Annotated in this window: 21 protein-coding genes; 9 read left to right on the top strand and 12 right to left on the bottom strand. The window is 37.1% G+C overall.

Going from position 1 to position 24,495, the window contains the following annotated elements; translation table 11 throughout:
- Positions 1-108: 108 nt before the first annotated feature.
- Positions 109-684, bottom strand: coding sequence for a rubredoxin-like domain-containing protein (locus DLK05_RS08235; RefSeq protein ID WP_127343536.1), 576 nt, complete (start codon positions 682-684; stop codon positions 109-111).
- Between the two features lie 161 nt (positions 685-845).
- Here DLK05_RS08235 and DLK05_RS08230 point away from each other — a divergent pair, with 161 nt between their 5' ends.
- Positions 846-1,568 carry a DUF6090 family protein gene (locus DLK05_RS08230; protein ID WP_127343535.1) on the top strand — a complete coding sequence of 241 codons (723 nt, stop codon included), beginning with the start codon at positions 846-848 and terminating at the stop codon, positions 1,566-1,568.
- A 76-nt stretch (positions 1,569-1,644) separates the two neighbouring features.
- Here DLK05_RS08230 and DLK05_RS08225 read toward each other — a convergent pair whose 3' ends face one another.
- A complete protein-coding gene (locus DLK05_RS08225; RefSeq protein ID WP_127343534.1) occupies positions 1,645-3,288 on the bottom strand; it encodes a dipeptidyl-peptidase 3 family protein in 1,644 nt (547 codons plus the stop codon).
- Between the two features lie 199 nt (positions 3,289-3,487).
- Between DLK05_RS08225 and DLK05_RS08220 the strand changes: the two genes are divergently transcribed.
- Both DLK05_RS08220 and DLK05_RS08215 read left to right on the top strand, forming a co-directional pair.
- Complete coding sequence (locus tag DLK05_RS08220; RefSeq protein WP_127343533.1) at positions 3,488-4,684, top strand: C1 family peptidase; 1,197 nt, start codon at positions 3,488-3,490, stop codon at positions 4,682-4,684.
- A 13-nt stretch (positions 4,685-4,697) separates the two neighbouring features.
- On the top strand, positions 4,698-5,333 hold the full coding sequence (locus tag DLK05_RS08215; protein WP_127343532.1) for a MarC family protein: 636 nt from the start codon (positions 4,698-4,700) through the stop codon (positions 5,331-5,333).
- A gap of 156 nt (positions 5,334-5,489) precedes the next feature.
- Here DLK05_RS08215 and DLK05_RS08210 read toward each other — a convergent pair whose 3' ends face one another.
- Positions 5,490-5,936 (bottom strand): YqaA family protein, encoded by a 447-nt coding sequence (locus DLK05_RS08210; protein WP_127343531.1) that lies wholly within the window; start codon positions 5,934-5,936, stop codon positions 5,490-5,492.
- Positions 5,937-6,004: 68 nt separating this feature from the next.
- On the opposite strand from DLK05_RS08210, the gene dusB reads away from it, so the two are divergent.
- Positions 6,005-7,000 carry a tRNA dihydrouridine synthase DusB gene (gene dusB, locus DLK05_RS08205; RefSeq protein WP_127343530.1) on the top strand — a complete coding sequence of 332 codons (996 nt, stop codon included), beginning with the start codon at positions 6,005-6,007 and terminating at the stop codon, positions 6,998-7,000.
- Between the two features lie 884 nt (positions 7,001-7,884).
- On the opposite strand, the gene DLK05_RS08200 is transcribed toward dusB, so the two are convergent.
- From DLK05_RS08200 to rbfA, 4 genes are all read right to left on the bottom strand, one after another.
- Positions 7,885-8,541 (bottom strand): hypothetical protein, encoded by a 657-nt coding sequence (locus DLK05_RS08200; RefSeq protein ID WP_127343529.1) that lies wholly within the window; start codon positions 8,539-8,541, stop codon positions 7,885-7,887.
- A gap of 32 nt (positions 8,542-8,573) precedes the next feature.
- Positions 8,574-9,242 carry a hypothetical protein gene (locus DLK05_RS08195; protein ID WP_127343528.1) on the bottom strand — a complete coding sequence of 223 codons (669 nt, stop codon included), beginning with the start codon at positions 9,240-9,242 and terminating at the stop codon, positions 8,574-8,576.
- 101 nt (positions 9,243-9,343) lie between these two features.
- Entirely contained in the window at positions 9,344-10,561 is a 1,218-nt protein-coding gene (locus tag DLK05_RS08190) for an FtsX-like permease family protein (RefSeq protein ID WP_127343527.1), read from the bottom strand.
- 33 nt (positions 10,562-10,594) lie between these two features.
- Positions 10,595-10,930 carry a 30S ribosome-binding factor RbfA gene (gene rbfA / locus DLK05_RS08185; protein WP_127343526.1) on the bottom strand — a complete coding sequence of 112 codons (336 nt, stop codon included), beginning with the start codon at positions 10,928-10,930 and terminating at the stop codon, positions 10,595-10,597.
- Between the two features lie 198 nt (positions 10,931-11,128).
- Between rbfA and DLK05_RS08180 the strand changes: the two genes are divergently transcribed.
- Positions 11,129-12,043, top strand: coding sequence for a CPBP family intramembrane glutamic endopeptidase (locus DLK05_RS08180; protein ID WP_127343525.1), 915 nt, complete (start codon positions 11,129-11,131; stop codon positions 12,041-12,043).
- Here DLK05_RS08180 and DLK05_RS08175 read toward each other — a convergent pair.
- Complete coding sequence (locus DLK05_RS08175) at positions 11,987-12,775, bottom strand: hypothetical protein (protein ID WP_209319793.1); 789 nt, start codon at positions 12,773-12,775, stop codon at positions 11,987-11,989. The two genes, DLK05_RS08180 and DLK05_RS08175, sit on opposite strands and share 57 nt — an antisense overlap.
- Positions 12,776-13,197: 422 nt before the next feature.
- Between DLK05_RS08175 and DLK05_RS08170 the strand changes: the two genes are divergently transcribed.
- The 3 genes from DLK05_RS08170 to DLK05_RS08160 all read left to right on the top strand — a co-directional run bounded on the left by DLK05_RS08170 (position 13,198) and on the right by DLK05_RS08160 (position 17,287).
- Positions 13,198-14,379, top strand: a complete 1,182-nt coding sequence (locus DLK05_RS08170; protein WP_127343524.1) for a cytochrome c3 family protein — start codon at positions 13,198-13,200, stop codon at positions 14,377-14,379.
- Positions 14,380-14,443: 64 nt separating this feature from the next.
- Positions 14,444-15,844 (top strand): 4Fe-4S binding protein, encoded by a 1,401-nt coding sequence (locus DLK05_RS08165; RefSeq protein WP_127343523.1) that lies wholly within the window; start codon positions 14,444-14,446, stop codon positions 15,842-15,844.
- A 318-nt stretch (positions 15,845-16,162) separates the two neighbouring features.
- Positions 16,163-17,287 carry a hypothetical protein gene (locus DLK05_RS08160; protein ID WP_127343522.1) on the top strand — a complete coding sequence of 375 codons (1,125 nt, stop codon included), beginning with the start codon at positions 16,163-16,165 and terminating at the stop codon, positions 17,285-17,287.
- A gap of 235 nt (positions 17,288-17,522) precedes the next feature.
- On the opposite strand, the gene DLK05_RS08155 is transcribed toward DLK05_RS08160, so the two are convergent.
- From DLK05_RS08155 to DLK05_RS08145, 3 genes are read right to left on the bottom strand one after another with little or no spacing between them, the layout of a single operon-like run.
- Positions 17,523-18,284, bottom strand: coding sequence for a succinate dehydrogenase/fumarate reductase iron-sulfur subunit (locus DLK05_RS08155; RefSeq protein ID WP_127343521.1), 762 nt, complete (start codon positions 18,282-18,284; stop codon positions 17,523-17,525).
- A 31-nt stretch (positions 18,285-18,315) separates the two neighbouring features.
- Entirely contained in the window at positions 18,316-20,256 is a 1,941-nt protein-coding gene (locus tag DLK05_RS08150) for a fumarate reductase/succinate dehydrogenase flavoprotein subunit (protein WP_127343520.1), read from the bottom strand.
- Positions 20,257-20,278: 22 nt separating this feature from the next.
- On the bottom strand, positions 20,279-20,935 hold the full coding sequence (locus DLK05_RS08145; RefSeq protein ID WP_127343519.1) for a succinate dehydrogenase cytochrome b subunit: 657 nt from the start codon (positions 20,933-20,935) through the stop codon (positions 20,279-20,281).
- A 448-nt stretch (positions 20,936-21,383) separates the two neighbouring features.
- Here DLK05_RS08145 and DLK05_RS08140 point away from each other — a divergent pair, with 448 nt between their 5' ends.
- Entirely contained in the window at positions 21,384-22,175 is a 792-nt protein-coding gene (locus DLK05_RS08140; RefSeq protein WP_127343518.1) for an alpha/beta fold hydrolase, read from the top strand.
- A gap of 63 nt (positions 22,176-22,238) precedes the next feature.
- On the opposite strand, the gene DLK05_RS08135 is transcribed toward DLK05_RS08140, so the two are convergent.
- On the bottom strand, positions 22,239-23,975 hold the full coding sequence (locus tag DLK05_RS08135; RefSeq protein ID WP_127343517.1) for a bifunctional metallophosphatase/5'-nucleotidase: 1,737 nt from the start codon (positions 23,973-23,975) through the stop codon (positions 22,239-22,241).
- Positions 23,976-24,495 lie beyond the last annotated feature (520 nt).

Genomic DNA, 24,495 nt, shown 5'->3' with positions numbered 1-24,495 from the left:
CGGAATGATTGGTAATATACTAAGCTTCGATTTTATTCTCTATGTTATAAAATAGAAGCTTTCTTTTGGTAATTTCTTCACTTCCCGAATAAAATAGATATGAGTAAACTATTTTTTTTGTGCTTTCTTCTGTGGATACTTGCCAGGCAGAATTACATTTAACAAGCTTTTTCCAATTAAACCTAATATTACTGCGAATACTAGACCGATAATGCTCACAAATAATAGAATTAATATCGATTTAGCTTGTGAAGATGCTAAGAGTAATACCCCAGATGTAATCAGAAGTAAAGCGCTGTATATTATTTTATTTCTTAAGAGCGGAGGTTTTAGACTTTTGAAACGTGTTATTCCATCAATCATTCCAGTTAAAAATGCCAGGATAAGCGCAAAGGGTAAAAGAGTGATTAGGAAAGTTACAACAATGAATAATTCTTCAGCATGGTAATTTGGGAACAAGAATAAAATTCCTAATAGGAGCGGAATTAAGGCAATAAAACTTTGTGATATATGAATTGCAATAGGGTGCAAATCTAAATTTAAGATGAAGAGACGGTTTAGGGAAACTCGCTCCCGATAGGCTTCGAAAACTTTATCGGGTAAACCACAGGCGGGACAAACACCATTTAGTTTGTTTTTTTCCATTACGTAACCACAGGGACGACAGCGCACTAGTTCTTTCATGATATTTTTTCTTCTCAAGTTACTTCATAATCTACAATCAAAAAAAATACTTTTGATCGACATTGCGATAATAAGTAAATACCGACAGATAATCTATTGGTCATAAAAGATGGTTTAATTACTTTTGTTCGGAATTATATAATACGAACTAATCCTCTGACATGACTAACCTACTATCCCGATTTACAAAAAGCTCCAAAATATTTGAAATTCTCATGATATTTTTTGGAATTACACTATCCATGCAGTTTAATAATTGGAACGAGGCACGAAAACAAAAACAGAAGGAGCTGAAATTATTGAGTGCTATTTATGTTGATTTAAATACGGACTTGGTGGATGTGAAAAGTGTAATCAGAAAATTTGATGTTTCATACATCAAAGTATTAAACAGACTGGACAGTTGCTTGCAAACTTCAAAACCTGTTGATTTTAAGAGTTTGAAAAAACCTTTAATGCTACCTGTTGGAAACTCTTACATGGATCAGAATAACGGAGCTTTTGAGTGTGCCAAGTATGATGGAGCAAATCTGATAAAAAATAGCAGCTTAAAGATTAAGATTTTTGAATACTATGAATCCAAATTAAAATGGATCAAAAATCAACAAGATTGGCAATATCAATTTGGATCAACTTATATCTATCCAATATTTATAAAATATTGTGAGGATAATCTTCAGATTAGCTATCAAAATTACTTGCGATTAAGAAAGGATAAGCAAGCTATACGATTACTTTCGATGTGGAAAAAATCGTATGTGCAAAATCAGAAAATGCATAAGGAATTAATACCTGTTTTAAAAAAACTGAAACACGAAATGGAGCAAGAACTTACTGCAAAAGGAGAAGATCCCAAGCAAATTTTAAGAGAGTGCAAGATATAAAAGTAGTAGAGTACAAAATGCACTAAAAAAGCCATCCCGAGAGAGATGGCTTTTTAATATTTTTCTGTTTAGAAATTTATTTCAATCCCAAAACTGCAGGACCTTGTCTGAATACGATGTCTTTTGGTATGCCAGCATTGTTCACACGATCTAAATCCTTTTGAAGATCAGCGCGAATAAAACCTTTTTCAGCAATTAATTGTTTTGCTGCTTCGTAGTCGCCATCACCTTGAATAATCAGGATTTGTTTTCCCAATTCGTTCATGGCAAGCTGCATTTTCTCAAAATCGATTTTATACTTTCCTGTCTCTGGATTTCTGCTAAATGCACCCATTTCCTGGAAGAAATAGAAGCGAATCATATTCGCTTTTCCGTGAGCACTTGCAGCACCAAAACGAACCGAACGGAAGATACCAGCCATAAAGGTCACGTAATTATCCATTAGCTTGCTTTCATCCAACTCCCCCCATTTTGCCATTTGTGTGATCATGTACAATCCTAAAATATCAGCTTTTCCTTCTTCCATAGAAGTATAGGTTTCTTTTAATGCTTTGCGAACACTAATATGATCTTTAATCGTGTATTTGATTCCCAAACCATGGGATACTTCATGAAACATTACATCTTCGAAGAAAGCATCAAAGGTCACATTTTTGCGTTGGCTATCGTCAATTAGCAGATCGGCAATGGGAACCAGAATCTTATCGAATTTTGCTTTCATAGCATTTTTCAACTGTAACTTTCTACTTCCTTTTTGAGCGTGCACTCTAGGATCGTTGGGAAGATTAATTGCAATATTTTTACTGGCAGCATTACAATCTCCGGCGTAATACACCACATCGTAAGCATTTAAATCGGCATTTGCATTTGCTTTCTCTGCTTTATATTCGGCAGGTACCGGAAGATTTTTCTGTAATTTTGGCAAATAGGATGCAAAATGAGACAGCTTATCGCTCCATACTTTATCCTTTATCAGAATTTGAGCCGAGTGAGAAGCTTTATATCCGAAAAGAGCATCTTCATAAGTTTCGATCGGACCAACAACAAAATCAATGGTGTTAGATTTCATATCCATCCAAGCCAAATCAGAAGCAAGATAATCATCGGTTAAAAGTGCATCAGCACGTAAACTAAGGAACTTTTTTAAGCCTTCGTTTTCGGCTAATTCAGCAGCTTTTTTCAACAATGTGGCAGCTTTTTCGATTTGTTCTTTGTAAACTACATGATAAGGAACAACTTGAAGTGCTCCTTCATCGTCGCGTTGAATCTTGGTGTACCAACTGGTTTTTGCCTCATCATCCAAAGCCTCAAACTCCGCCTTGGTCATATCTTTAGGATAGAAATTTGCGCCCAACGGTTTTGCTCCATATCCCTTTAAGAAAGGTTTATTGTCATTCAAACGATCCCAGGGACCATAGTTTATTTTAGCATAAGCAACAGCAGCCGGATCGGTTAATTTTGATAGGAACTCTGTTTTATCGCCAACGGCATCTTTCCAGAATAATTCCTCCATAATATCCGCAACCTGGAACAGGATAGGAAGCATTTGTTTTTGCTTTTCGCTCAATACGCTGGTATTGGTTGTTAGGTCAACCTCTGCATATTGATCAACCAATTTTTGCATGGGAGATACTTCTGCCTTCTTTTCTACTTTCTGATTACAGGCTGTAAAGCCCAATCCTAAAGCAAGAAATAAAACAATGGATGTGATTTTTTTCATAGATACAATTAAATTTTAGTTAGATAATGAACTTAGGTTCTTATAAGCGCGAATAAGGATAAACTTGATTCAATATTTTTTTACATTGCACGCTTAAAATTGCAAGATCAAAAATACATGCAATCCTTTGCATTATCAAGAAAGGAATACTTTAAGCGAATAGTTTTTAATTTATTTAAACAAGCAACACTTACAAAAAATGAAGAATCGATTATTACTTGTAGGATTATTGATGTTTGCCATGCTGCAAACTTCCTTTGCAAAAAAGAAAGAACAGCCTAAAAAAGGCTATCAGTTTACCATCGAAAAACAATTGAAGGCCACCACAGTGAAAGATCAGCATAGATCAGGTACTTGTTGGTCTTTTGCCAGCATATCTTTTTTAGAATCGGAATTGATACGAATGGGAAAGGGGGATTTCGACCTTTCGGAGATGTTTATTGTGAATCGAAATTATCATCTGCGGGCTACCGACTATGTGCGTTATCATGGAATGAAGAGCTTTTCGCCAGGCGCCGAAGGTTGGGATGCTTTGAATGTAGTTCGCCAGTTTGGTTTGATGCCACAAAAGGCTTATTCGGGAAATACCATTGGTGAAAAACTTCCGGTTCATGGTGAAATGGATGCCGTTCTAAAAGCTTATGTAGATGGCATTGTGAAAAATAAGAATAAAAAGATTACACCCGTGTGGTTAAAAGGATTTGATGGTATATTGAATGCTTATTTAGGCGAAATACCGGAATCGTTTCAATACAAGGGGAAGGAATATACTCCGAAATCATTTGCGAAAGAACTGGGTTTAAATATGGATGACTATGTTACGATTACTTCCTTTACGCATCATCCTTTTTACCAGCCTTTTATTTTCGAAGGTCCCGACAACTGGTCGTTGGGAGAGGTGTACAATGTGCCTATGGATGATATGATGGAAGTAATAGATACTGCCATCGAAAAAGGATATTCTATTGCATGGGGAAGCGATGTTAGTGAGGATGGCTTTTCGCATCGCAAGGGAGTTGCCGTTGTGCCGGAAACAGCCAAAGAAAATATGGATAATGCCGAAATCTCGAAGTGGGAAAAAATGAGCAAAGAGGATAAATCCAGCTACGGACTCGATCATCCTGTGAAAGAAAAAGAAATTACGCAGGAAATGCGCCAGGTAGCTTTTGATAATTATCAATCTACCGAAGACCATTTGATGCATATGGTGGGAACTGCCAAAGATCAGAACGGAAGCAAATATTACCTGATAAAAAATAGCTGGGGAACCGATTTGAATTCCTATGGCGGATATTTTTATGCTTCCAAGGCATTTGTGCAGTACAAAACCATTTCGGTGATGGTGAATAAGAATGCCATACCCGAAGCCATTGCTAAAAAATTAGGATTGAAATAAAGCAAGCATTGAAATGAACGAATACTGGACTTTTGGTTTATTGGCAGTTACTTCCTTTTTTACTTTGATCAACCCATTGGGAGTGATGCCTATATTCATGACCATTACAAGTGATTTGAGTCCTGAACAAAGGAAGAAAACGGCACGAAAGGCTACCATAGTATCCTTTTTCACTTTAGTGGCTTTTGCCTTTTCCGGACAATTACTTTTCAATTTTTTCGGAATATCGGTTAACAGCCTTAAAGTCGTTGGTGGAATCATTTTCTTTATCATGGGGCAGGATATGCTACAGGCTCGACTTAGCAAAATAAAAGTGAGCGAAGGAGAAATTCAGGAATATGTAAATGATGTTTCCATTACACCTTTGGCAATACCAATGATTTGTGGACCCGGAGCTATTACCAATGGCATTGTTCTGATGGAATCGGCCAATGGTATTAATATGATGATAATTTTAGTGGCTTCCATTCTGATAATTTGTTTGGCTACTTATCTCATTCTATGGGGTTCTTCCCGCATCACCAATTTCTTAGGCGATACCGGAAATAAAATCCTAATGCGCTTAATGGGTTTAATTGTGATGGTTATTGCTGTAGAATTCTTTTTTAGCGGACTAAAACCGATTATTCGGGATATTTTGGCAGTATAATATATCACAAACTATAGTAATAGTAGAAAATGGACCTGGATGAAAATCCGGGTCTGTTGATCTCTAATAGTTGGTAGCTAAGAAAAAACTGTAAGTTGAGCTAGATCCTTTCAGTAGAAAGTTCCATAAAAATACCCCACAGAATCTGCTAAAAGGTTAGGCAGATAAAGCCTGCATCGTTAGCCAGGCCCAAACCACATATCTGCATAGCTTCCCGGCAGCCATAAAAAGGGCAACCCAAATTACTTTACTTCGGAGTAAGCCCAAGCCTAACGGAATGAGATCTCCAATAAATGGTAAAAATGCAAAAAATGCCAGAGCCCCACCTTTATCTTTAAGGTATTCCTGTATGCGCTCGGCTTTTGTTTTTTTAATCCGAAGAAATTTCTCTATCCACTCCCACTTGCCCAAATATCCTAAATAGTAGCTCAACATACCACCTAACCAATTCCCCAAACTGGCAATGACAATAGTAAGCGTGAGATCATAGCCTGAAAACAGAAACAAACTTAAAATGGCTTCGGAACTGAAAGGCAATAATGTTGCCGCCAGAAAACTAGCAAAAAACAAACCCCAGTATCCATATTCGAACCATTCCGTCATAGCTGGCAAAGGTAAAAATAGATGTGATAGGATTTTATATCTTTGTGCCCAAATCAAAAGAAAGTCGTGTGAAAATAGGAAATCTTGATTTAGGTCAACAACCTGTGCTTCTTGCTCCCATGGAAGATGTTACCAATCCTCCGTTCCGTTTGCTTTGTAAGCAATATGGTGCAGATTTGATGTACACCGAATTCATCTCCTCAGATGCTTTAATTCGCTCGGTCAACCGAACAATGAAAAAGCTGACGATTCTGGAAGAAGAAAGACCGGTAGCGATTCAAATCTACGGGAAGGAAGTGGATCCTATGGTGGAAGCTGCCAAAATTGTGGAGCAAGCCAATCCCGAATTTTTAGATTTGAATTTTGGTTGTCCGGTGCGAAAGGTTGCCACTAAAGGTGCCGGATCGGGAATGCTTAAAAATATTCCTTTGCTTTTAAAAATCACCGAGGAGGTGGTAAAGGCTGTAAATATCCCGGTAACGGTAAAAACACGTTTGGGATGGGATGCTGATTCGCAAATAATTGTTGAACTGGCAGAACAATTACAGGATGTGGGAATTCAAGGTCTCACAATTCATGGCAGAACCCGTTGCCAAATGTACCGTGGAGAAGCTGACTGGAGTCTGATTGGTGCGGTGAAGAACAACCCTAGAATGCACATCCCTATTATCGGAAATGGCGATATTACCAATCCCGAAAAGGCAAAACTGGCTTTTGATAAATATGGTGTTGATGCCATTATGATTGGGCGCGCTGCGGTTGGAAAACCCTGGATTTTCCGCGATGTGAAGCATTACCTGCAAACCGGAGAACTCCTACCTCCTGCCACCGTTTCGCAACAGGTAAAAATGCTAAAAGAACAAATTGATACTGCCATTGATTGGATAGATGAACGCCGTGGAATTTTGCACATGCGAAGGCATATGGCTGGTATGTTTAAAGGCTTATACGACTTTAAACAAACCCGTATTGCCATGCTTCGGGCAAATGATTATGCCAGTTTGATGGAGATTTTGGATAAGATTTCGGCCAATTGGGGCGATTTATCCATCGGGGAAGACTAAAAAGGAAGACAAATAAGGCAGCAAACCGCTTAAAGCAATGCCAATACTCAAGACAAGTAAAAAAGATGTAATGAATCGATGATTCGTGTCTAACGATTTCCTGTTTAAGTAGTAAAATCGGTGTAAATATATTCTAAATCAATATTGTCCTAATTAAATTGGCGCTTCGCCCAAACCCAACTTCATTTTTTGGCTTAATCCAAAAAACAGAAGCAAAAAAGATCAAGGCTACTTTTTAAATACCTTTCTTATTTGCCTCAAGCTTAAGTGCGGCCGGGTGATTTTCGAACAAAGTTCTCAACTTCCCGGTCTTACTAAAGCTTTCGTAAAACGAAAAGTATTTAAAGAAGATGCCACTGTTCAAGATCCTTAAAAACAACCCCTTTATAGTATTATCAGCCATAAACATTTGGATTGCAATAAAAGATATAAATAAACAGAAACGTTTAGGACGATATTAATTCTAAATAGCAAGCTTGTTAGCAAAAAGCCTCTCTAGTTAAACTAAACAACTGCATTGTTGCTCTAAATTAGTGTCTTGTTAACTATATTCCCTTCTAGTTGTTCTAAATGCCTTTCTTGTTAGAAAAGAAATAAGAAAAGGGTAACAAGACACCAGTTTAGGATGAAAAGATAGTGAGTAAGAGCAACAAGAAAGCCATTTTGTTAAAAAGAGATGTGGTAAGCGTAAAAAGAGAGTGATTTAGTACTATTTTACCGCTTCCATACGCCCTATATAGGCATGCCTTCCCTATCGGGGATAGAAATATCCCGATGAAGGCAGACAAGCATATGTTTACGTATGGATTGTTAATGAATTGGATTCTGCTGTTAGCTGATGGCGGCTCAATCACTATTTAAGTGATATATACAGGTAGGAATGCCTACTCCGTTATTTCCGGTATTGCCTTGATAAAATAATCGGGATTGAATATATCATAGCTTTCGACTCTTCTGCTCCAATACATATTTACCTTTTGCAGATAGGCAGCTTGTAGCTTTTGAATTTGCTCCTTGCTTAATTCCAACTCAGCTGTAAATGTGGTAAATCCATATTGCGGATATTCCTTGGGTGCAAAATCCTGTTGATATTGTAGAATAATGGTTTCCCCATTGGAAAGTTCCAATTCCATTTTCGATTTTTTCGTGATATATCCAAAGAATCGAAAGCCTTCCCCATCCATTATTTTCCAATTGGTATGGAGAATCGCTTTCTCCTTTGTGGAAACCAATGCAAAATCGCATTTTACCACATTATTGGTCTTCGAGAATTTACTCAGTTTGGCACTAGTTCCTTTAATAACGGTTTGAGCATCCAAACTTGCAGTTTTAAAATTTATGGGCTTTTCAGCCTCCTCCTTCATCTGCAGAGGAGCAACTTCCTTCATTTCTTGAATTACCGGTTTTGTTTCTTCGTATTTCCAGGTTCCATTATCAAATAGGAGTACAAATTTACCTTCGGGAGTTCTCAGTCTTATTTGAGCATCCAGATGGGAAAGTGGAATCAGCAAGAAAACAAGCACTATGCCTATCTTATTCATTGGTTATGTATTTGGGTTTTTAATAGTAATGATTATTCTAAAATCTGAGCAAGTGCTTTGATAAAATAGGAAGGTGCAATTACCTTATATTCCTCCGTTCTTCGGCTCCAGTTCATGCTTGCGCGCAATACAATACTTCTGCGTAACAATTCAATCTGCTCCTTGCTTAACTCCAACGAAGCGGTATAGGTAGTAAAACCATATTTGGGGAATTCTTTGGGTTCAAATTCTTCGGTATATACCAAATCCAGACTTTGTCCTCCGACCAATTCCAGGCTTATTTTATTGCCTTTGTTGATAAAACCAAAATACGAATATCCTTCTCCGTTCATTACTTTCCAATCCGTTTTTAGAGTCACTTTGCCATCTTTAGAATTCAATGTAAAGTTACAACGAACGATATTTTTAATTTTAAAGTACTTTTGAAGTTTCGCACTAGGTCCTTCGACAAAGACAGTCTTTTCCACTACACCGTCTTTTATTTTCACTTCTTTACTAACGGGAAATTCTTCCAGACTATTACTTTGTAAATTGTTCTGAGAATTAACATTTTCTTCTGCAAGATTTGCATCCACATACTTCCAGCTTCCATTATCGTAAAGAATTACCACTTTGCCAGTGGAAGTAGTAGCTGTTTGTTGTGCTTGTACCAATTGGGAGATTCCCAGAATAAACAAGCAAAAAAGCATCATTTGTCTCATTCTTGTAAGTTTTAAATCTTATTGCGGATAAATCAAAGGAAGACTATCCTAACATGCTTGAAACGGTGTATTTGATGGTTTGGTATCCGTTCAGATCAATTTTAATTGAACTGCAGATACCTTTTGGTGATGTATCGAACCGGAAATCGCGAAGCAATATATCCAATTAACACAACAGTGGTAAAGATGATAAAAATATCGCTAATTTGAAGCTCTACAGGATAGCTGTTCACGATAAAACTCCCACCTCCGGGAAATTCAATAAAGCCATATTGTATTTGAAGCAGACAAATCACACTCCCCAAAAATATTCCAATAAAAGCACCTAAGATTGATATTAACCAGCCTTCCAACAGGAATATTTTCTGAATGGTTTTTTCCGTCGCACCCATACTACGAAGTGTAGAAATATCCTGTTTTTTATCGATGATAAGCATAGTGAGAGAACCGATTACATTAAAGGAGGCAATCAACAGAATAAATGCTAAGATGAAGAAGATTGCCATCTTTTCGGATTGCATCATCTTAAACAGAACGCTATGCAACTCAAACCTGTTTTTTACAACAAAACCATTTCCTACAAGACTTTGAATTTGTTGCTTAACCTCCTCAATCTCCTCCTTATCTCCTATGGATAATTCAATAGCACTAACTTCGCGATCGTAATCGAATAGTTTACGTGCAAATTGTAAGGGAACCAATACGTATTGTGCATCGAAATCGGCCTGAATCATAAAATATCCCGAAGGATATAAATATTCCACATTAAAAGCATCCATCGGATTAAGTCCCAACTTGGCATTCCGCCTTGGTACATAAAATTTGATGGGATCCACAAAGCTTAAACCAACGCCTAAATTTGCAGCTACTCCATAACCCAAAACAGCAAATTGCTGATTGGGACGATTTAGAACAAAGTTCCCTTCTACCATCATCGTATCAATACCTGTCATGAGGCTAAATTCCTCATCCACTCCTTTTACGATAGCCGGACGTTGACGATTTCCATATTTTAGCAGGGCATTTTCCTCTAATACTTCACTATAAAAAACGACTTGTTTCAACTTCTTCACCTGTTCAAAAGTAGAATCAGGAATAAAGGTCTTCCCCTCGCCGGGTAGGATTTTAAGATCAGGGTCGAAGCTTCCAAACAAGTTGGTGATCAATCCGTCGAATCCATTAAATACAGATAAAACGATAACCAAAGACATGGTACCAACAGACACACCAATTACCGAAATCAAAGAAATGATATTGATTACGTTTTGCTTCTTCTTAGAAAAGAGATATCGCTTGGCAATATAAAATGGAAGATTCAATTTATGCTAGAGAATATTGAAATAAAAACTGAATTAGGAAAGTAAATTGTCAATGTTCTCTATATAATCAAGTGAATCATCAACAAAAAAAGCCAACTCGGGAACAATTCTTAATTGTTTCCCCACTCTATTTCCTAATATTCTGCGCAGATTTTTGGTATTCATTTTAATAGCCTTTAGAGTATCTTCCGATTTATCCGTTGGGAAAATACTAAGATAGACTTTTGCCAATCCCAAATCAGGACTGATTCTAACGGTAGTCACCGATATTAGTTTTCCTCCAAAAAGATTTCTAGATTCTAATTGAAAAATCTCCCCTAAATCTTTTTGTAATAACCTTGACACTTTGTTTTGTCTAGTTGTATCCATAAATCCTAATCTAAAATTTTAACAAAGATAAAACAAATAGTGGAGGTGTTCGCTGCTGGCTTCCTAATTCGCTATACCTTATAAAAGGTTTCCTCCTATTGTGGTAATTGTTATTGAATAAATAGCTGCTTTACGAATGGAATTGTCTCTCCCTTAAAAGGAATTTGTATTTTTGTGCATTACATTAAAATAAGTTCCATGTTAAAAGCTTCATTTAGTCATTATAGTCCGCTTTCTCAATTAGTTCTAAGTTTGTTGATCATTTTGGGATCATTTTTTCTTACCATGTTTGCAGGAAGTGTTTTAGCTTATTTCTTTTTTAATATCAATATATTAACCGATACGGAAAGCATTAATATACTTAGTGATGCGGCAAATATATCTGCATTAAAATTTTATCAGGCCATCTATTCCACCGGAATGTTTATTATTCCTCCTTTCATCCTTGCATATTTGGTGCACAATAATGTGTTTGGATTTTTATTTCTGAATCACAAAACTCCTTTTCTAACCTTTGTAGTTGCCAGTGTAACTATTATCGTAGCATTACCTATGATTAACTTTCTGGCAGAAATCAATTCTCATCTCCAATTACCGGATTTCCTTTCTGGCGCAGAATCGTGGATGCGAACAAGCGAAGATCAGGCGAAAACCATTACTGAAAAATTTTTGGTGATGAACTCTCCCTTGGATCTGCTGCTTAATTTACTTCTAATAGCAGTGATTCCAGCATTAGGCGAAGAATTATTATTTCGTGGTGTCCTTCAAAAGATTTTCACCAATATGACCAATAATATTCATTGGGGAATCGTGATCACAGCATTTTTATTTGCAGCCCTCCACATGCAATTTTTTGGTTTGCTCCCCAGAATGGCAATGGGCATTCTCTTTGGTTATTTACTAATTTGGACGAAAAGTTTATGGGTACCAATCGTTGCGCATCTAATGAATAACGGATTAGCCGTATTAAGCGCCTACTATATACAAAGAGGAAACTTACCCAAACAAATGGAAAGTGTTGGAACCAATGACAACTTTTGGTTTTTAGGTTTATTATCATGCTTTCTGGTGATTCTCTTGATGTTCGGATTCTTCTGGAGGCGTGAAATTTAAACTAAGTTCCTGTTCTTTGGCCTGTTGATTCAGCTTTAGTTTTTCTATTTCTTCTTTTCTCCAAACATATATTACACCATATTCGCTACATTTTTCACGGCGTTCATCAATTGGCAAATTAGAGTAATGGGCTTCCACCTCATTCCAAATATTCAAGATTAACTGATCTGCTTTATCCCGATACTCCAGCGCTTTATCCGAAAATCGCTGTGTATTGTTTTGTAAGGTTTTCTGATAACTGTAAGCTTGCTTAAAATTTTCACAATTAACACGCACCAAAGCAATCGATGGACTATAAATGGGATTCCCACCTCTTCTAATGCGCTCCTGTTCTCCTTTTATCAGTTTATCACCCCATTCTATAAGTTTTTTCTCCTGCAGTAAAGATGGAATAGCCTTAGAATTTTTTTTCAAACTATAAAACTCCCGTACTTCAGGTTTTAACTCACCACGCAAAATAGAAAAATTCAAAACCTGTAGAAAATGAGAAACATATAACCTGGCTTTTCTCATTTTCTCATTATAAGCCCTCCCTTTTTCGGATTGTTGCTTTAAAGCCAAACGTTGATTTTGAACGGCAAGTTCGTAATGCGGAACAAAACATTCCAATTTTTGAAGAAAAGGAAAAGAAAAGCTCATATCAAAGCGATTTTCCTTCTTACTTTGGTCAAGAGCAGTTTTTAGAGCACGAACACGCGCCAGGTCGGTATTTGGTAATCTTCGGTAGGGCATTCAGGTTTTGCTTGATGAATAATTTAGTATGGTTAATGCGAATATACAAAATTTATAAAATTAATTGCATGCATTCGCAGACAGAATATATTTAAAGGATGTTATTAAAAAGTGTTTTTTAGGACTAAAATATCACAGAATCGGGTGGTGTAAATCATTTAAAAATGAAAAGTAATGATTATAAAAATACAGATTGAACCAATCTATTCGACAGGAACAAAAGTAGGACTTTATTGACCTGAAATGGGGGGTACTTAGCCCTGTTTCTAAGAGTCGTAACGAATGCAATTTAAAAACACCACAGAATTTCACCCAAAAAACTACGTAGTATCTGGTAGAAGAAATACGTAAAAGTTGCGATTGTATTAAGAATTAGGCGTATGTAGTTTTATACTATCGAAAAAAACTTAATTCTTAATAAAATGAAAATCAAAAATTTATTTCCAATAATGGGGCTCGTTTTTATCGCTTCTAGTTTAAGTTTGACTAGTTGTAGTAATAATGATGATCCAATTACTCCGGATCCAGATCCAGTACCAACAGAGTTGGCATTTGCAGGATCGGAAACTTGCGCAACATGTCACCAAGACAAATATGACATGTTTATTGAAAGCGGTCACCCTTACAAATTGAATAAAGTTGTTGATGGTAATGAGCCTGAAATTCCATGGCACGATCTTGGATATATTCAATTACCACAAGGCAAGACATGGGCTGATGTAACCTATATGATTGGTGGTTATGGATGGAAAGCTCGTTGGTTAGATTCAAATGGTTATATCATGACTGATAATAACAGTAATGATGATACCCAATTTAATATGGCAGATGGGACACAAGTTGGTTATTCAACAAGTCATGCAATGGGTACAAAACCTTATGATTGTGGTAAATGCCACACTACAGGATGGAAATCTACAGACGACGGTGGTGCACATCAGGATGGCCTGGAAGGTATTGCAGGTGAATTTTTTGCTGGTGGGGTTCATTGTGAAGAGTGCCATGGAATGGGTAACATTCATACTGTTACTACTGAGGAATCAGATATACATGTAGACAAAACATCTGAATTATGCGGAAGATGTCACACCAGAAATGCAGACCGTTCTATCGCTGCAAGTGGAGGTTTTATCAAGCACCACGAACAATATGACGAATGGTTGACCAGTAGTCACAATGCAAATAATGTTGGTTGTATTGATTGTCATGATCCTCATGCATCAGTAAAATATGATGATAAAGCATTAGGACAAGGTGTAACCAAAGCTTGTACTGATTGTCACTCTACATTTAATGCAGACAACCATGGCGGTGCTCAATTAGAATGTATTACTTGTCACATGCCTAAAGCTTCAAAATCTGCAATTAAAACAGGTGATTATAAAGGTGATATCAAAACTCACATTTTCAATATCAACGCTGCTGCCGATGGTAAATTATTTAATGCAGAAGGTACTGTTGCAAATCCTGAAGGATTAGGAATGTCATTAGACTATGTTTGCTACCAATGTCATAAAGATGTAAATGGTTTAGGTGGTTCTCAAAGTACTAAGACGATGGAACAATTATCAGCAAAAGCTACTAATTTCCACGGTACTAAGTAAAACAACAACTTATTAAGAATATTAAAAGAGGGATTCCATCCCTCTTTTTTTTAAGGACAACCCAATGAGATTATTGAATAAATTAATTACTCTTCGATATTTTTCACAAAGCATCAAAATTGTGATTCTGTTAGTTTTAATGCTATTGATAATCATTGGTTTTTCGGCCGATTCAAACGATTCGGCGACATTAAAACAACTTCGAAACTTCAATTTGGCCAACTTAATTATTTGGTCGTACTGGTGGCCATTTCTGGTTGTTTCCTCTATTTTTTTTGGTAGAATATGGTGTATGATTTGCCCGGTTGAACTCCTTACCTCACTGGCAGCCAAATTAGGATTACGCAAAGAAAGACCAGGTTGGTTAAAATCAGGTTGGCTAATTACTTTTCTTTATGTTTTTATTCTATTTGTAGGAATCAATGGATTCGCAATTCACCGGAATCCAAGATACATGGCTATTTACTTATTAAGTATTGTGTGTATTTCCATTATAATTGGTGCAATTTACCGCAAGAACACATTCTGTAAATACGTTTGTCCTATTGGCTTTTTACTGGGTTTATATTCCCGATTCTCCTTTTTGGGATGGAGAGTGAAAGAACCAAATACCTGTGATACTTGTAAGGATAAATCCTGTGTGCAGAAATCAAATCTCTATAAGATTAGACAAAAAAGCTGTCAATTGGATTTATATCCCCAAAATATTACGGACAATTCCTCCTGCATCTTATGCGGCGGTTGTAGACAGGCGTGTGAGAGTACCAACTCCAAACAAGATGAATCTCGCCCTAACCCTGGCTTTGTGCGCTTAAAGGTCAAGAACAACATCTTTACAAAATTAGAATTGAGTTCCCCCGAACTTATTTTTACCATGATATTGTCTGGCTTTGTAGTCTATGAAATATTAAGTGAATGGTCTGTAACCAAATCCGTCTTAATGTTCTTACCGAAGCATGTGAATACATGGCTAGCCATAGACAATCCATTTCTCTCCGGTATGCTTCGATCGATCATTTTATATGTATTCGTCCCTACCATGATCTGGCTCCTCCCATTTGGTTTGAGCAGATTATTCAGAGAAAAAATATCAGTAATGACCTATTTAAAGACTTTTGCTGCTGGATTCATTCCCATAATGGCATCCGCTCACCTATGTAAGGCATTACTAAAAACAACGTCTCGAATTCCTTATTTTGAGCATGTGTTCTCGAATATTAACGGATTACAGAACACTCATCTATTTCTTACGGGACAAATCAGTTTATTTCAGCTAGGGCAAATGCCTCAGCTTATGATTTCTATCCTTTCAGTATTAATCCTTTCCTCTGGAATTGCAATTAGCATGTTTACAATCAGAAAAGTCAACGAAAAGATAAATGTGAAAAATACTTCTATCATGTATCTCATTCCAATTGTTTATGGCTCTCTGTTTTTAGTTAGTATGTTACTCTGGAGATTTTAAGAAACTCCCCTAATTCTCAACCTGTAAAATCCCGTCTATCCATTAGCTCGGGATTTTCTTTTGACTTCAAAAAAAAAAAATGCTTCTGTGGAATATATCTACAATTTGTTCAACATTATTCCCCAAATTAACTAAAAGTACCAATTTCAATTAACTGGTTCAATCTTGTAACCATTTCGCTTTTCTTTTCGTTTACAGGTTGTTATCAATCCAAATTAAAAATCAAGATTAAAAAAAGTGAACTTGGTATTCTATTTGCATCTTTTCACTTATTTGAATCAAATCTATAGGATATTTAACAACTAAAAATTTAGGAATATGAAAAGAAATATTGTTGCAGTTGGTTTGTCATTGTTGTTAAGCGCAGGTCTTTGGAGTTGTTCTAACAGCTCAGATAATAACCCGGAAAAAGATTTGTCTCTGGTACAGTCTTTGGATATTAAAGCTCAGGATTTAAGTACCGCCGTTGCTGATATAAGTGCCTCTAAAGGTTTTGAAATCATCACAATGGAAGACTCTAATTCTACGAAATCCGGTTCTCAGGATGGAATGACGGATGATTCCCGCTTCTCGGCAAGTATCACATTGGATGATGTAAAAGGAATTTACGATTACAATCCAGCAGTAAACAATGAAACCACCCAAGCGAAATTTGGATTTCAAAAGATTTTTGAAAGAACCGGAGACAGCGATCAATTTATTATTCGTTTGCCTAAAGAAAAGGCTACTTCTCCTTGGAATCTGTACGTTACAGAAGCTGCTGATAGTAGTTTGGTAAATGATTTTGTGATTACTACTTCAGATTTTCATTACAACTACGAAGGTGGAATGCAATTCGATTATCTTTTAGATACACGTTTGGATGTTGAAGAAGCCTTTGCCGGAAATCTATTTGTAAACTGGTCTATTGCAGCAGATCACAACTTCAAATATGAATCTAATTATACCTTCACCGATGATTATTCCGTAGGCGTTAATTTCCAGTTCGGCGATACCATACATTACGCATATCATTTAGATAATGCTGAAGGAGTATTGTTTGGAGAAGAAATTCAAATTAATAAAGACACTACCAACCATCATGTGATGAATTACACTTTGACCATTGGTAATATTCAATTGGTGAAAACTTCTGCCAATGATAGTCTTCAGGTGTATCGCGATGGCGCATTGGAAGAAGGCGCAGTAGTGGAAGTTATAGACGAAAATGGCACATCTGTTGATTCTGATATTGCATTCTGTAGAAAAGGACGTGACTTAAAAATCACATTTGCTGATGGATCTGAAGTTGTTCTATCCGAACTTTTAGGTGATTCCCTTGATATGTTGGATACTATTTTCAGCTCTATGTCTAATCTTTATTTCGCAGAGCATTTAGTAAATAAAGTGGCTTGGGAAGTTTATTATACAAACCTTGCCAACAGCACAACAGTTACAGAGTAATTATTCCCAATAAATAGGAAAATCCGGTTTTGTACCGGATTTTTTTTTGCCTATTCTAAAAATATTGAATTTTGCCTTCGTGCTTGAATTCAGATAGAGATCCTTAAATAGGTTCAGTTTGCTGTACTGATGTAATAAACCACAAGATACCGAAAGCTTTCTGCACTCGTTTATAGTGGTAAAAAAAGAGCGTTACCCTTGGGCAACGCTCTACATATTTGGACTACAGTCTAAATTAATCCTTAATCTTAGCCGACAAGAACTCACGATTCAAACGGGCGATGTTTGCAATAGAAATCCCCTTAGGACATTCTACCTCGCAAGCACCAGTATTGGTGCAATTACCAAAACCTAATTCGTCCATTTTTGCAACCATATTCTTCGCACGACGAGCAGCTTCTACACGACCTTGAGGAAGTTTAGCAAGGTGAGATACCTTAGCCGAAACAAACAACATAGCCGATGAATTTTTACAAGTTGCTACGCAAGCACCACAACCAATACAAGCAGCAGCATCCATTGCTTCCTCTGCATCATCCTGTGAAATTGGAATTGCATTACCATCAGGTATACCTCCGGTATTTACAGAAATGTAACCACCCGACTGAAGAATTTCTTCAAAAGCAGTACGATTCACAATCAAGTCTTTGATTATTGGAAAAGCACCAGCTCGCCATGGCTCAATAGTTATGGTTGCACCATCCTTAAACTTACGCATATGCAACTGACAAGTAGTAATATCATCGTCTGGTCCATGAGCACGTCCATCAATAAACAAGCTACACATTCCACAGATACCTTCTCTACAGTCGTGATCGAATGCAACAGGTTCCTTTCCTTCATTAATTAGCTGCTCGTTTAAAATATCAAGCATTTCCAAAAATGAAGTTCCGGTTGAGATATTATTTACCTTATAGGTCTCAAATTGACCCTTTGATTTAGCATCCTTTTGACGCCAAATTTTCAATGTTAATTCTTTTAATATTTTATCTGCCATTTCTTTAGAAATTTAGAATCAAGATACTACTTTACTTATAGCTACGTTGAGTCAATTTAATATTCTCAAATACCAATTCTTCCTTATGAACTATAGGATCTTTTCCTTCGCCTTGATATTCCCAGGCTGCTACATAAGTAAAGTTGTCGTCGTCACGTTTTGCTTCGCCTTCCTCAGTAGTTGATTCTTCGCGATAGTGACCACCACAAGATTCGTTTCTGTTCAAAGCATCACGAGCGATCAATTCGCCTAGCTCCAAGAAATCGGCTACACGACCGGCTTTCTCCAACTCAATATTCATTGCGTTAAGCTCCCCTGGTATGCGAACATCTTTATAGAACTCTTCCCGAACCTTCTGAATTTCGGTGATAGCGAATTTCAATCCTTCTTCGTTACGAGCCATACCTACATAATCCCACATGATGTGACCCAGGTGCTTGTGGAATGAATCAACCGACTTGGTACCTTTCACGTTATACAAACGAGACATACGCTCACTCACAGCTTTCTCTTTTTTCTCAAATTCAGGATGACTCAAATCGATACGAGGAGTCTGAATTTCACCTGCAAGATAATCTCCAATTGTATATGGCAATACGAAATAACCATCAGCCAATCCCTGCATTAAGGCCGAAGCTCCCAAACGGTTTGCTCCGTGATCAGAGAAATTAGCCTCTCCAATAGCATACAAGCCAGGTATATTGGTCATTAAATTATAATCTACCCAAACACCACCCATTGTGTAGTGAATTGCAGGATAAATCATCATCGGACCGTTGTAAGGATCGGCATCTGTAATTTTCTCATACATCTGGAATAAGTTTCCATAACGAGCTTCAATTACATCTCGCCCTAATCTTTCGATAGAATATTTAAAATCGAGATAAACTGCTTTTCCTGTTTCATTCACACCAAAACCAGCATCACATCTTTCCTTTGCTGCACGTGATGCAACATCACGAGGAACCAAGTTACCATAAGATGGGTATCTTCTTTCCAAATAGAAATCACGATCTTCTTCTACTATGTCATTGGCATGAATTTCACCTTTTTGCAATTTAATCGCATCTTCCTTTTTCTTAGGAACCCATACACGACCATCATTACGCAATGATTCCGACATCAAAGTCAGCTTAGACTGCTGTTCTCCATGAACCGGAATACAAGTTGGGTGAATCTGTACGTAGCAAGGATTTGCAAAGTAAGCACCATTTTTATATGCCTGATATGCAGCACCACCATTACATCCCATTGCATTAGTAGAAAGGAAGAATACATTACCGTATCCACCTGTAGCAATTACAACAGCATGTGCTCCATGACGCTCAATCTCGCCAGTAACCAAATTACGTGTAATGATACCACGGGCTTTTCCGTCAACAATTACCAAATCAAGTAATTCGTTGCGCTCGTGCATTTCAATCTTACCTTGTCCGATCATTCGGTTCATAGAAGCGTAACAACCCAACAACAACTGCTGTCCGGTTTGACCGCGAGCATAAAAAGTACGACTAACCAATACTCCACCAAAAGAACGGTTGGCAAGCGTTCCACCATATTCACGTGCAAAAGGAACTCCTTGTGCAACACATTGGTCGATGATGTCACCACTTACTTCTGCCAAACGATAAACGTTAGCTTCACGAGCACGATAATCACCACCTTTAACTGTATCATAAAATAAACGATATACCGAATCGTTATCGTTCTGATAATTCTTAGCAGCATTAATACCACCCTGGGCAGCAATAGAGTGAGCTCTACGACCCGAATCCTGGTAGCAAAATGCCTTTACGTTGTATCCCATCTCTGCTAATGATGCAGCAGCAGATCCACCGGCTAATCCGGTTCCTACAACGATAATATCTAATTTTCTCTTATTCGCAGGACTAACTACTTTAATAGCAGCTTTATGTTTCGACCACTTTTCAGCTAATGGTCCGGCTGGAATTTTTGAATTTAATATTGTCATAACCGTTTTTTATTATTAGCAATTAAGCAAAAAAGTGTAAATACAAAGGAATGGTGGTAAATCCGGCACCAATAAATATGGCGTAGATATAACCCAACTTTTCCAAACGAGCTCGCCAGATGGTATTACTAAATCCAATAGATTGGAAAGAAGACCAGAATCCGTGTGCCAGGTGTAAACCCAATAAAATTGCTCCTACTACATATAGACCACTGTAAATTAATCCGGTACTACCATTAGTAAAAAGCTCTTTTACTAACTGATAATCATCGTGTACATTACCATGAATCTGAATTGGAATAAAGAAATGCAATAAGTGCATCGCAATAAAAACCAAAACCAAACCTCCTAAAACAAACATGTTGCGGGAAGACCAGGTACTGCTTTCACTCAAATTTTGAGTAGCATACTTTTGTGGACGAGCCTTTTGATTTTGCAAGGTTAAAATTATCGAATAAATGATATGGATAAGAAAACCAGCTGCCAAAACAGGCTGCAATCCGAAACGGATAATTGGCAATGACATAAAGTGCGCTCCCGCATTAAACAACTCCCCAGTACTGTCAAACATTAAAAAGGAGTTCAATATCAGGTGCACTAAAACAAATAGTACAAGAAAAAGGCCTGATAAACTCATTATCAACTTTTTCCCAATAGATGAACCTAAAAAACTGCTCATAAGATTAAAAGATTAAATTAGACTGTTTTTTTTGTAAGCTTTACTATAATAATCACGCAAATGTAGATGCTCCTTTCTGTGGAAACAATATTTAGGAACATGTGCATTTTATTTAGACTGATTCTACAATAAACCTGAGTTTCAAGCTACTATATTTTCAGAGGTTTAAATCTAGCTATAATTCTAAGCATAAACCAATTGAAGAAATATTTCCTTATTGATTTCCTGCAAAAAAAGGCAACTTATAAAATAATCGTATGTTATAGAACAAGGTTTTGAGAGATTGTTTTAATTTAGAATCTGCAATTATTTTTACTTCCGTAAAATATTGTTTCCAATTTTTTAATAAACTTTGGAAAAACAAAGCATTACCAATCAATAATTATTAATCACATCAAAAAATAGTTCTCCTGATGGACTCTTTTAATATTCAATAAGTTTTACCAAAATGAATCAATTTTTACAATTTAAAGATTACAGCATACGATACAGAGATAAAGGAAAAGGAAATATTGTAATTCTTCTTCACGGCTATTTGGAATCCTTAGAAACATTCGAAACTTTTGCCAATGACTTAGCCCGGCTGGCACGTGTAATTACACTCGATTTACCAGGTCATGGTTTGTCGGAATTAAAAAAGGATACATGTAGCGTGGAGGATATGGCTGAGGCTGTAAATGATTTAGCCAAACACTTAAAACTGGATAAAATTAACTTGTTTGGGCATTCGATGGGTGGCTATGTAGCGCTTGCTTACGCAGATAAATATGCCGATAAATTAGAGAGTTTTTGCCTGTTTCATTCTACTCCCAATGCTGATACAGAAGAAAAAAAGGCAAACAGATTACGCGAAATTGAACTGATTCGGCAAGGTAAGAAAGAGCTGATTTGTAAAACTAATATTCCGAATACCTTCTCGAATAAAAATCAAGAAAAATTTGCTCATGAAATTAAGCGAATCACTCAAATTGCATTTAAAACTCCCGAGAAGGGAATCATTGCCGCTTTAGAAGCAATGATGAACCGACCAGACCGGAACCATGTACTGAAAGCACTGGATATACCAAAAGTGAGTATCATTGGCAAGAAAGATAATTTTATTCCGATGAGTGTGGCAGGTAAAATTGCCCAGGATAATGAACTAACTCCTTTCATTTTGCAAACCTCAGGACACATGGGTTTTATCGAACAACGGCAGGAATGCTTACGGGAGATTTTTCGGATTGTGTATGAGTGCTAAAAAACTTTAGTTCTTTACTAAAATCAAAAAAAGGGATGCTCATATGAACATCCCTTTCCTATTTTATTTTTCGCCGTAAAGCAATTTGTATTCTTTTGCTTTGGCTTGCTGCCACCATTTTTCGGGAACTACTTTCCAATTGTGATTACATTTAATAGCTACCGTTCCTTTTTTCTCTATCCATTTCATCAGATAATAACGCAAATCTTTGGTAGTAGAATTCACCAATCGGGAGGTTAGTTCTGCTTTGCTCAATCCTGCACCCTCGGTAAGATGGTTTCCGCCGCCATTGCCACGATACGAATTTAAAGCAACCCTGTACATTTTAGTTTCGTCGAAAGCTTTGCCGTTACTCATTTGCAGAATCTTAACTCTATCGCCGTAAGGCTTGCGAACATCTACAATATAATCGATTCCTTCGGCGGCATCGTAATTAAAAAACAAGGTGGTTAAGCGACTTCCTTTTTCGGTAGTTTCGATATTCAGCAAATCATCCGTTGGTTTTTTCATCTGCCGAAACCAATTTTTATAGCTAAACTCCAAAAAGTCTTTCACCTCTTTTCCGGTGAGATTCATGGTGTACAACAAATTCTCGAAACGATACAGTTTAAACATATCCCGAACATATAGTTTTCCTGAATCGATACTTGTATTGTAGGACAGTGGTGCAGCAAAAGAAATATCAGCCTTAGCCAAATCCAGTTGAATGTTCTGTATCAAATCCATAAAAGGAGAATCACCAAACATGGCATCGCGGGTAGAAATACTTTCCTTAAAAACACCAACGGGCTTGGATACATAGCTTTTCACTTCCTCGAACATTGGTTGAAAATGAGCTACATATTGGGGAGATGCCTTTAAATCGGAGACTTGAACCAATTTGCCTTCTATTTGTTTGTCGTAAGCCTTTGTTTCGGCATTCCAATCCAGATCCACATCGGCTTCAGCGATAAACCTGGCTTTGTTTCTAGGATCCATCACCAATACTTTTTTACCTTCCGGATTTTCTACCCAAAGTATATTTTCGTGATGATCGTGTCCGCAGATTACCATATCGATACCGGCAACATTTTTGGCCACCAAAATGGAAGCATTCTCGGGCACTTCGCCCTCTTTCGTTGATGTTTCTCCTGTTCCGGAATGAAACAAACCAATCACAAAATCGGGATGTTCTTTCTCCTGAATAATTTTCACCCATTTTTTAGCACTGGAAACCATGGGTTCGAAATGCATTCCCGACCATATTTTTTCGGGTAACCACTTTGGAATAGCAGGTGTTATCAATCCCAGTACAGCAATCTTCGCACCTTCCTTTTCGATAATGGTATAGGGCTTAAAATAAGGCTTTCCATCGCTGTTGCGAACGGCATTGGCAGCCATCCATGGAAATTTAAATTCCTGTCTTACCCGATCGTATACTGCATGACCTGGTTCAATATCATGATTCCCTACAGTTGCGGCATCGTAGTGCATATAATTCATCACTTGCGCACAAATATGCGTGGTATCGGTTCTCTCAAAATTAGAATAGTAAACCATAGGATCGCCCTGAAGAATGTCCCCATTATCCAAAAGAATAAGATCGGTAGTTTTATCTTTACGGGCTTCGGCAACATAGGAATAAACCTGTGCTAAAGAGGAATTGGTTTCGGTATCGTTCACCAAATCGTAGGGTAATAATGCACCATGTACATCACTGGTTCCCATTATTTTTAACTGGATATGATCTGCTTTTGGTTGGGAACAAGCGCTGAGCCAGAGAGTAGTCAGCAAGAGAAGATAAAAGCTAATTTTTTTCATTTTTGCAGGTTTAAAAAGAATAAAAAGTACTGTTTAAATACAAATCCACATGGATGGATGTAGTTACAGTTATACTGATTTTCAACGGACTAAAATGGCTTTATCTATAAAATTGATGTTAAAGGTAATACAAAAATATCAAGCAAGGAACCATTCCCATTTGTGATGTCTCCAGCCGTAAACTATCTAAGCTTACAAGCCCAAACAATTTGGGAAGGTAATCCCAAACGATTTGGGAAGGTAAGCCCAAACAATCGGGGAAGGTAATCCCAAACGATTTGGGTAAGTAATCCCAAACTATTGGCAACCATAGCCGCATACTATCATTAGAGTATAAATCTGCTTTTTTAGCCAAACATTTCAATATTTAGGCATTATTGTCCTAATTAAATTGGCGCTTCGCCCAAACCCGACTTCATTTTTTGGCTTGATCCAAAAAACAGAAGCAAAAAAGATCAAGGCTGCTTTTTAAATACCTTTCTTATTTGCCTCATGCTTAAGTGCGGCCGGGGGATTTTCG

The organism is Ancylomarina longa, assembly GCF_003996985.1.
Lineage (GTDB): Bacteria > Bacteroidota > Bacteroidia > Bacteroidales > Marinifilaceae > Ancylomarina_A > Ancylomarina_A longa.
This window is presented reverse-complemented; position numbering and strand designations above follow the sequence as displayed.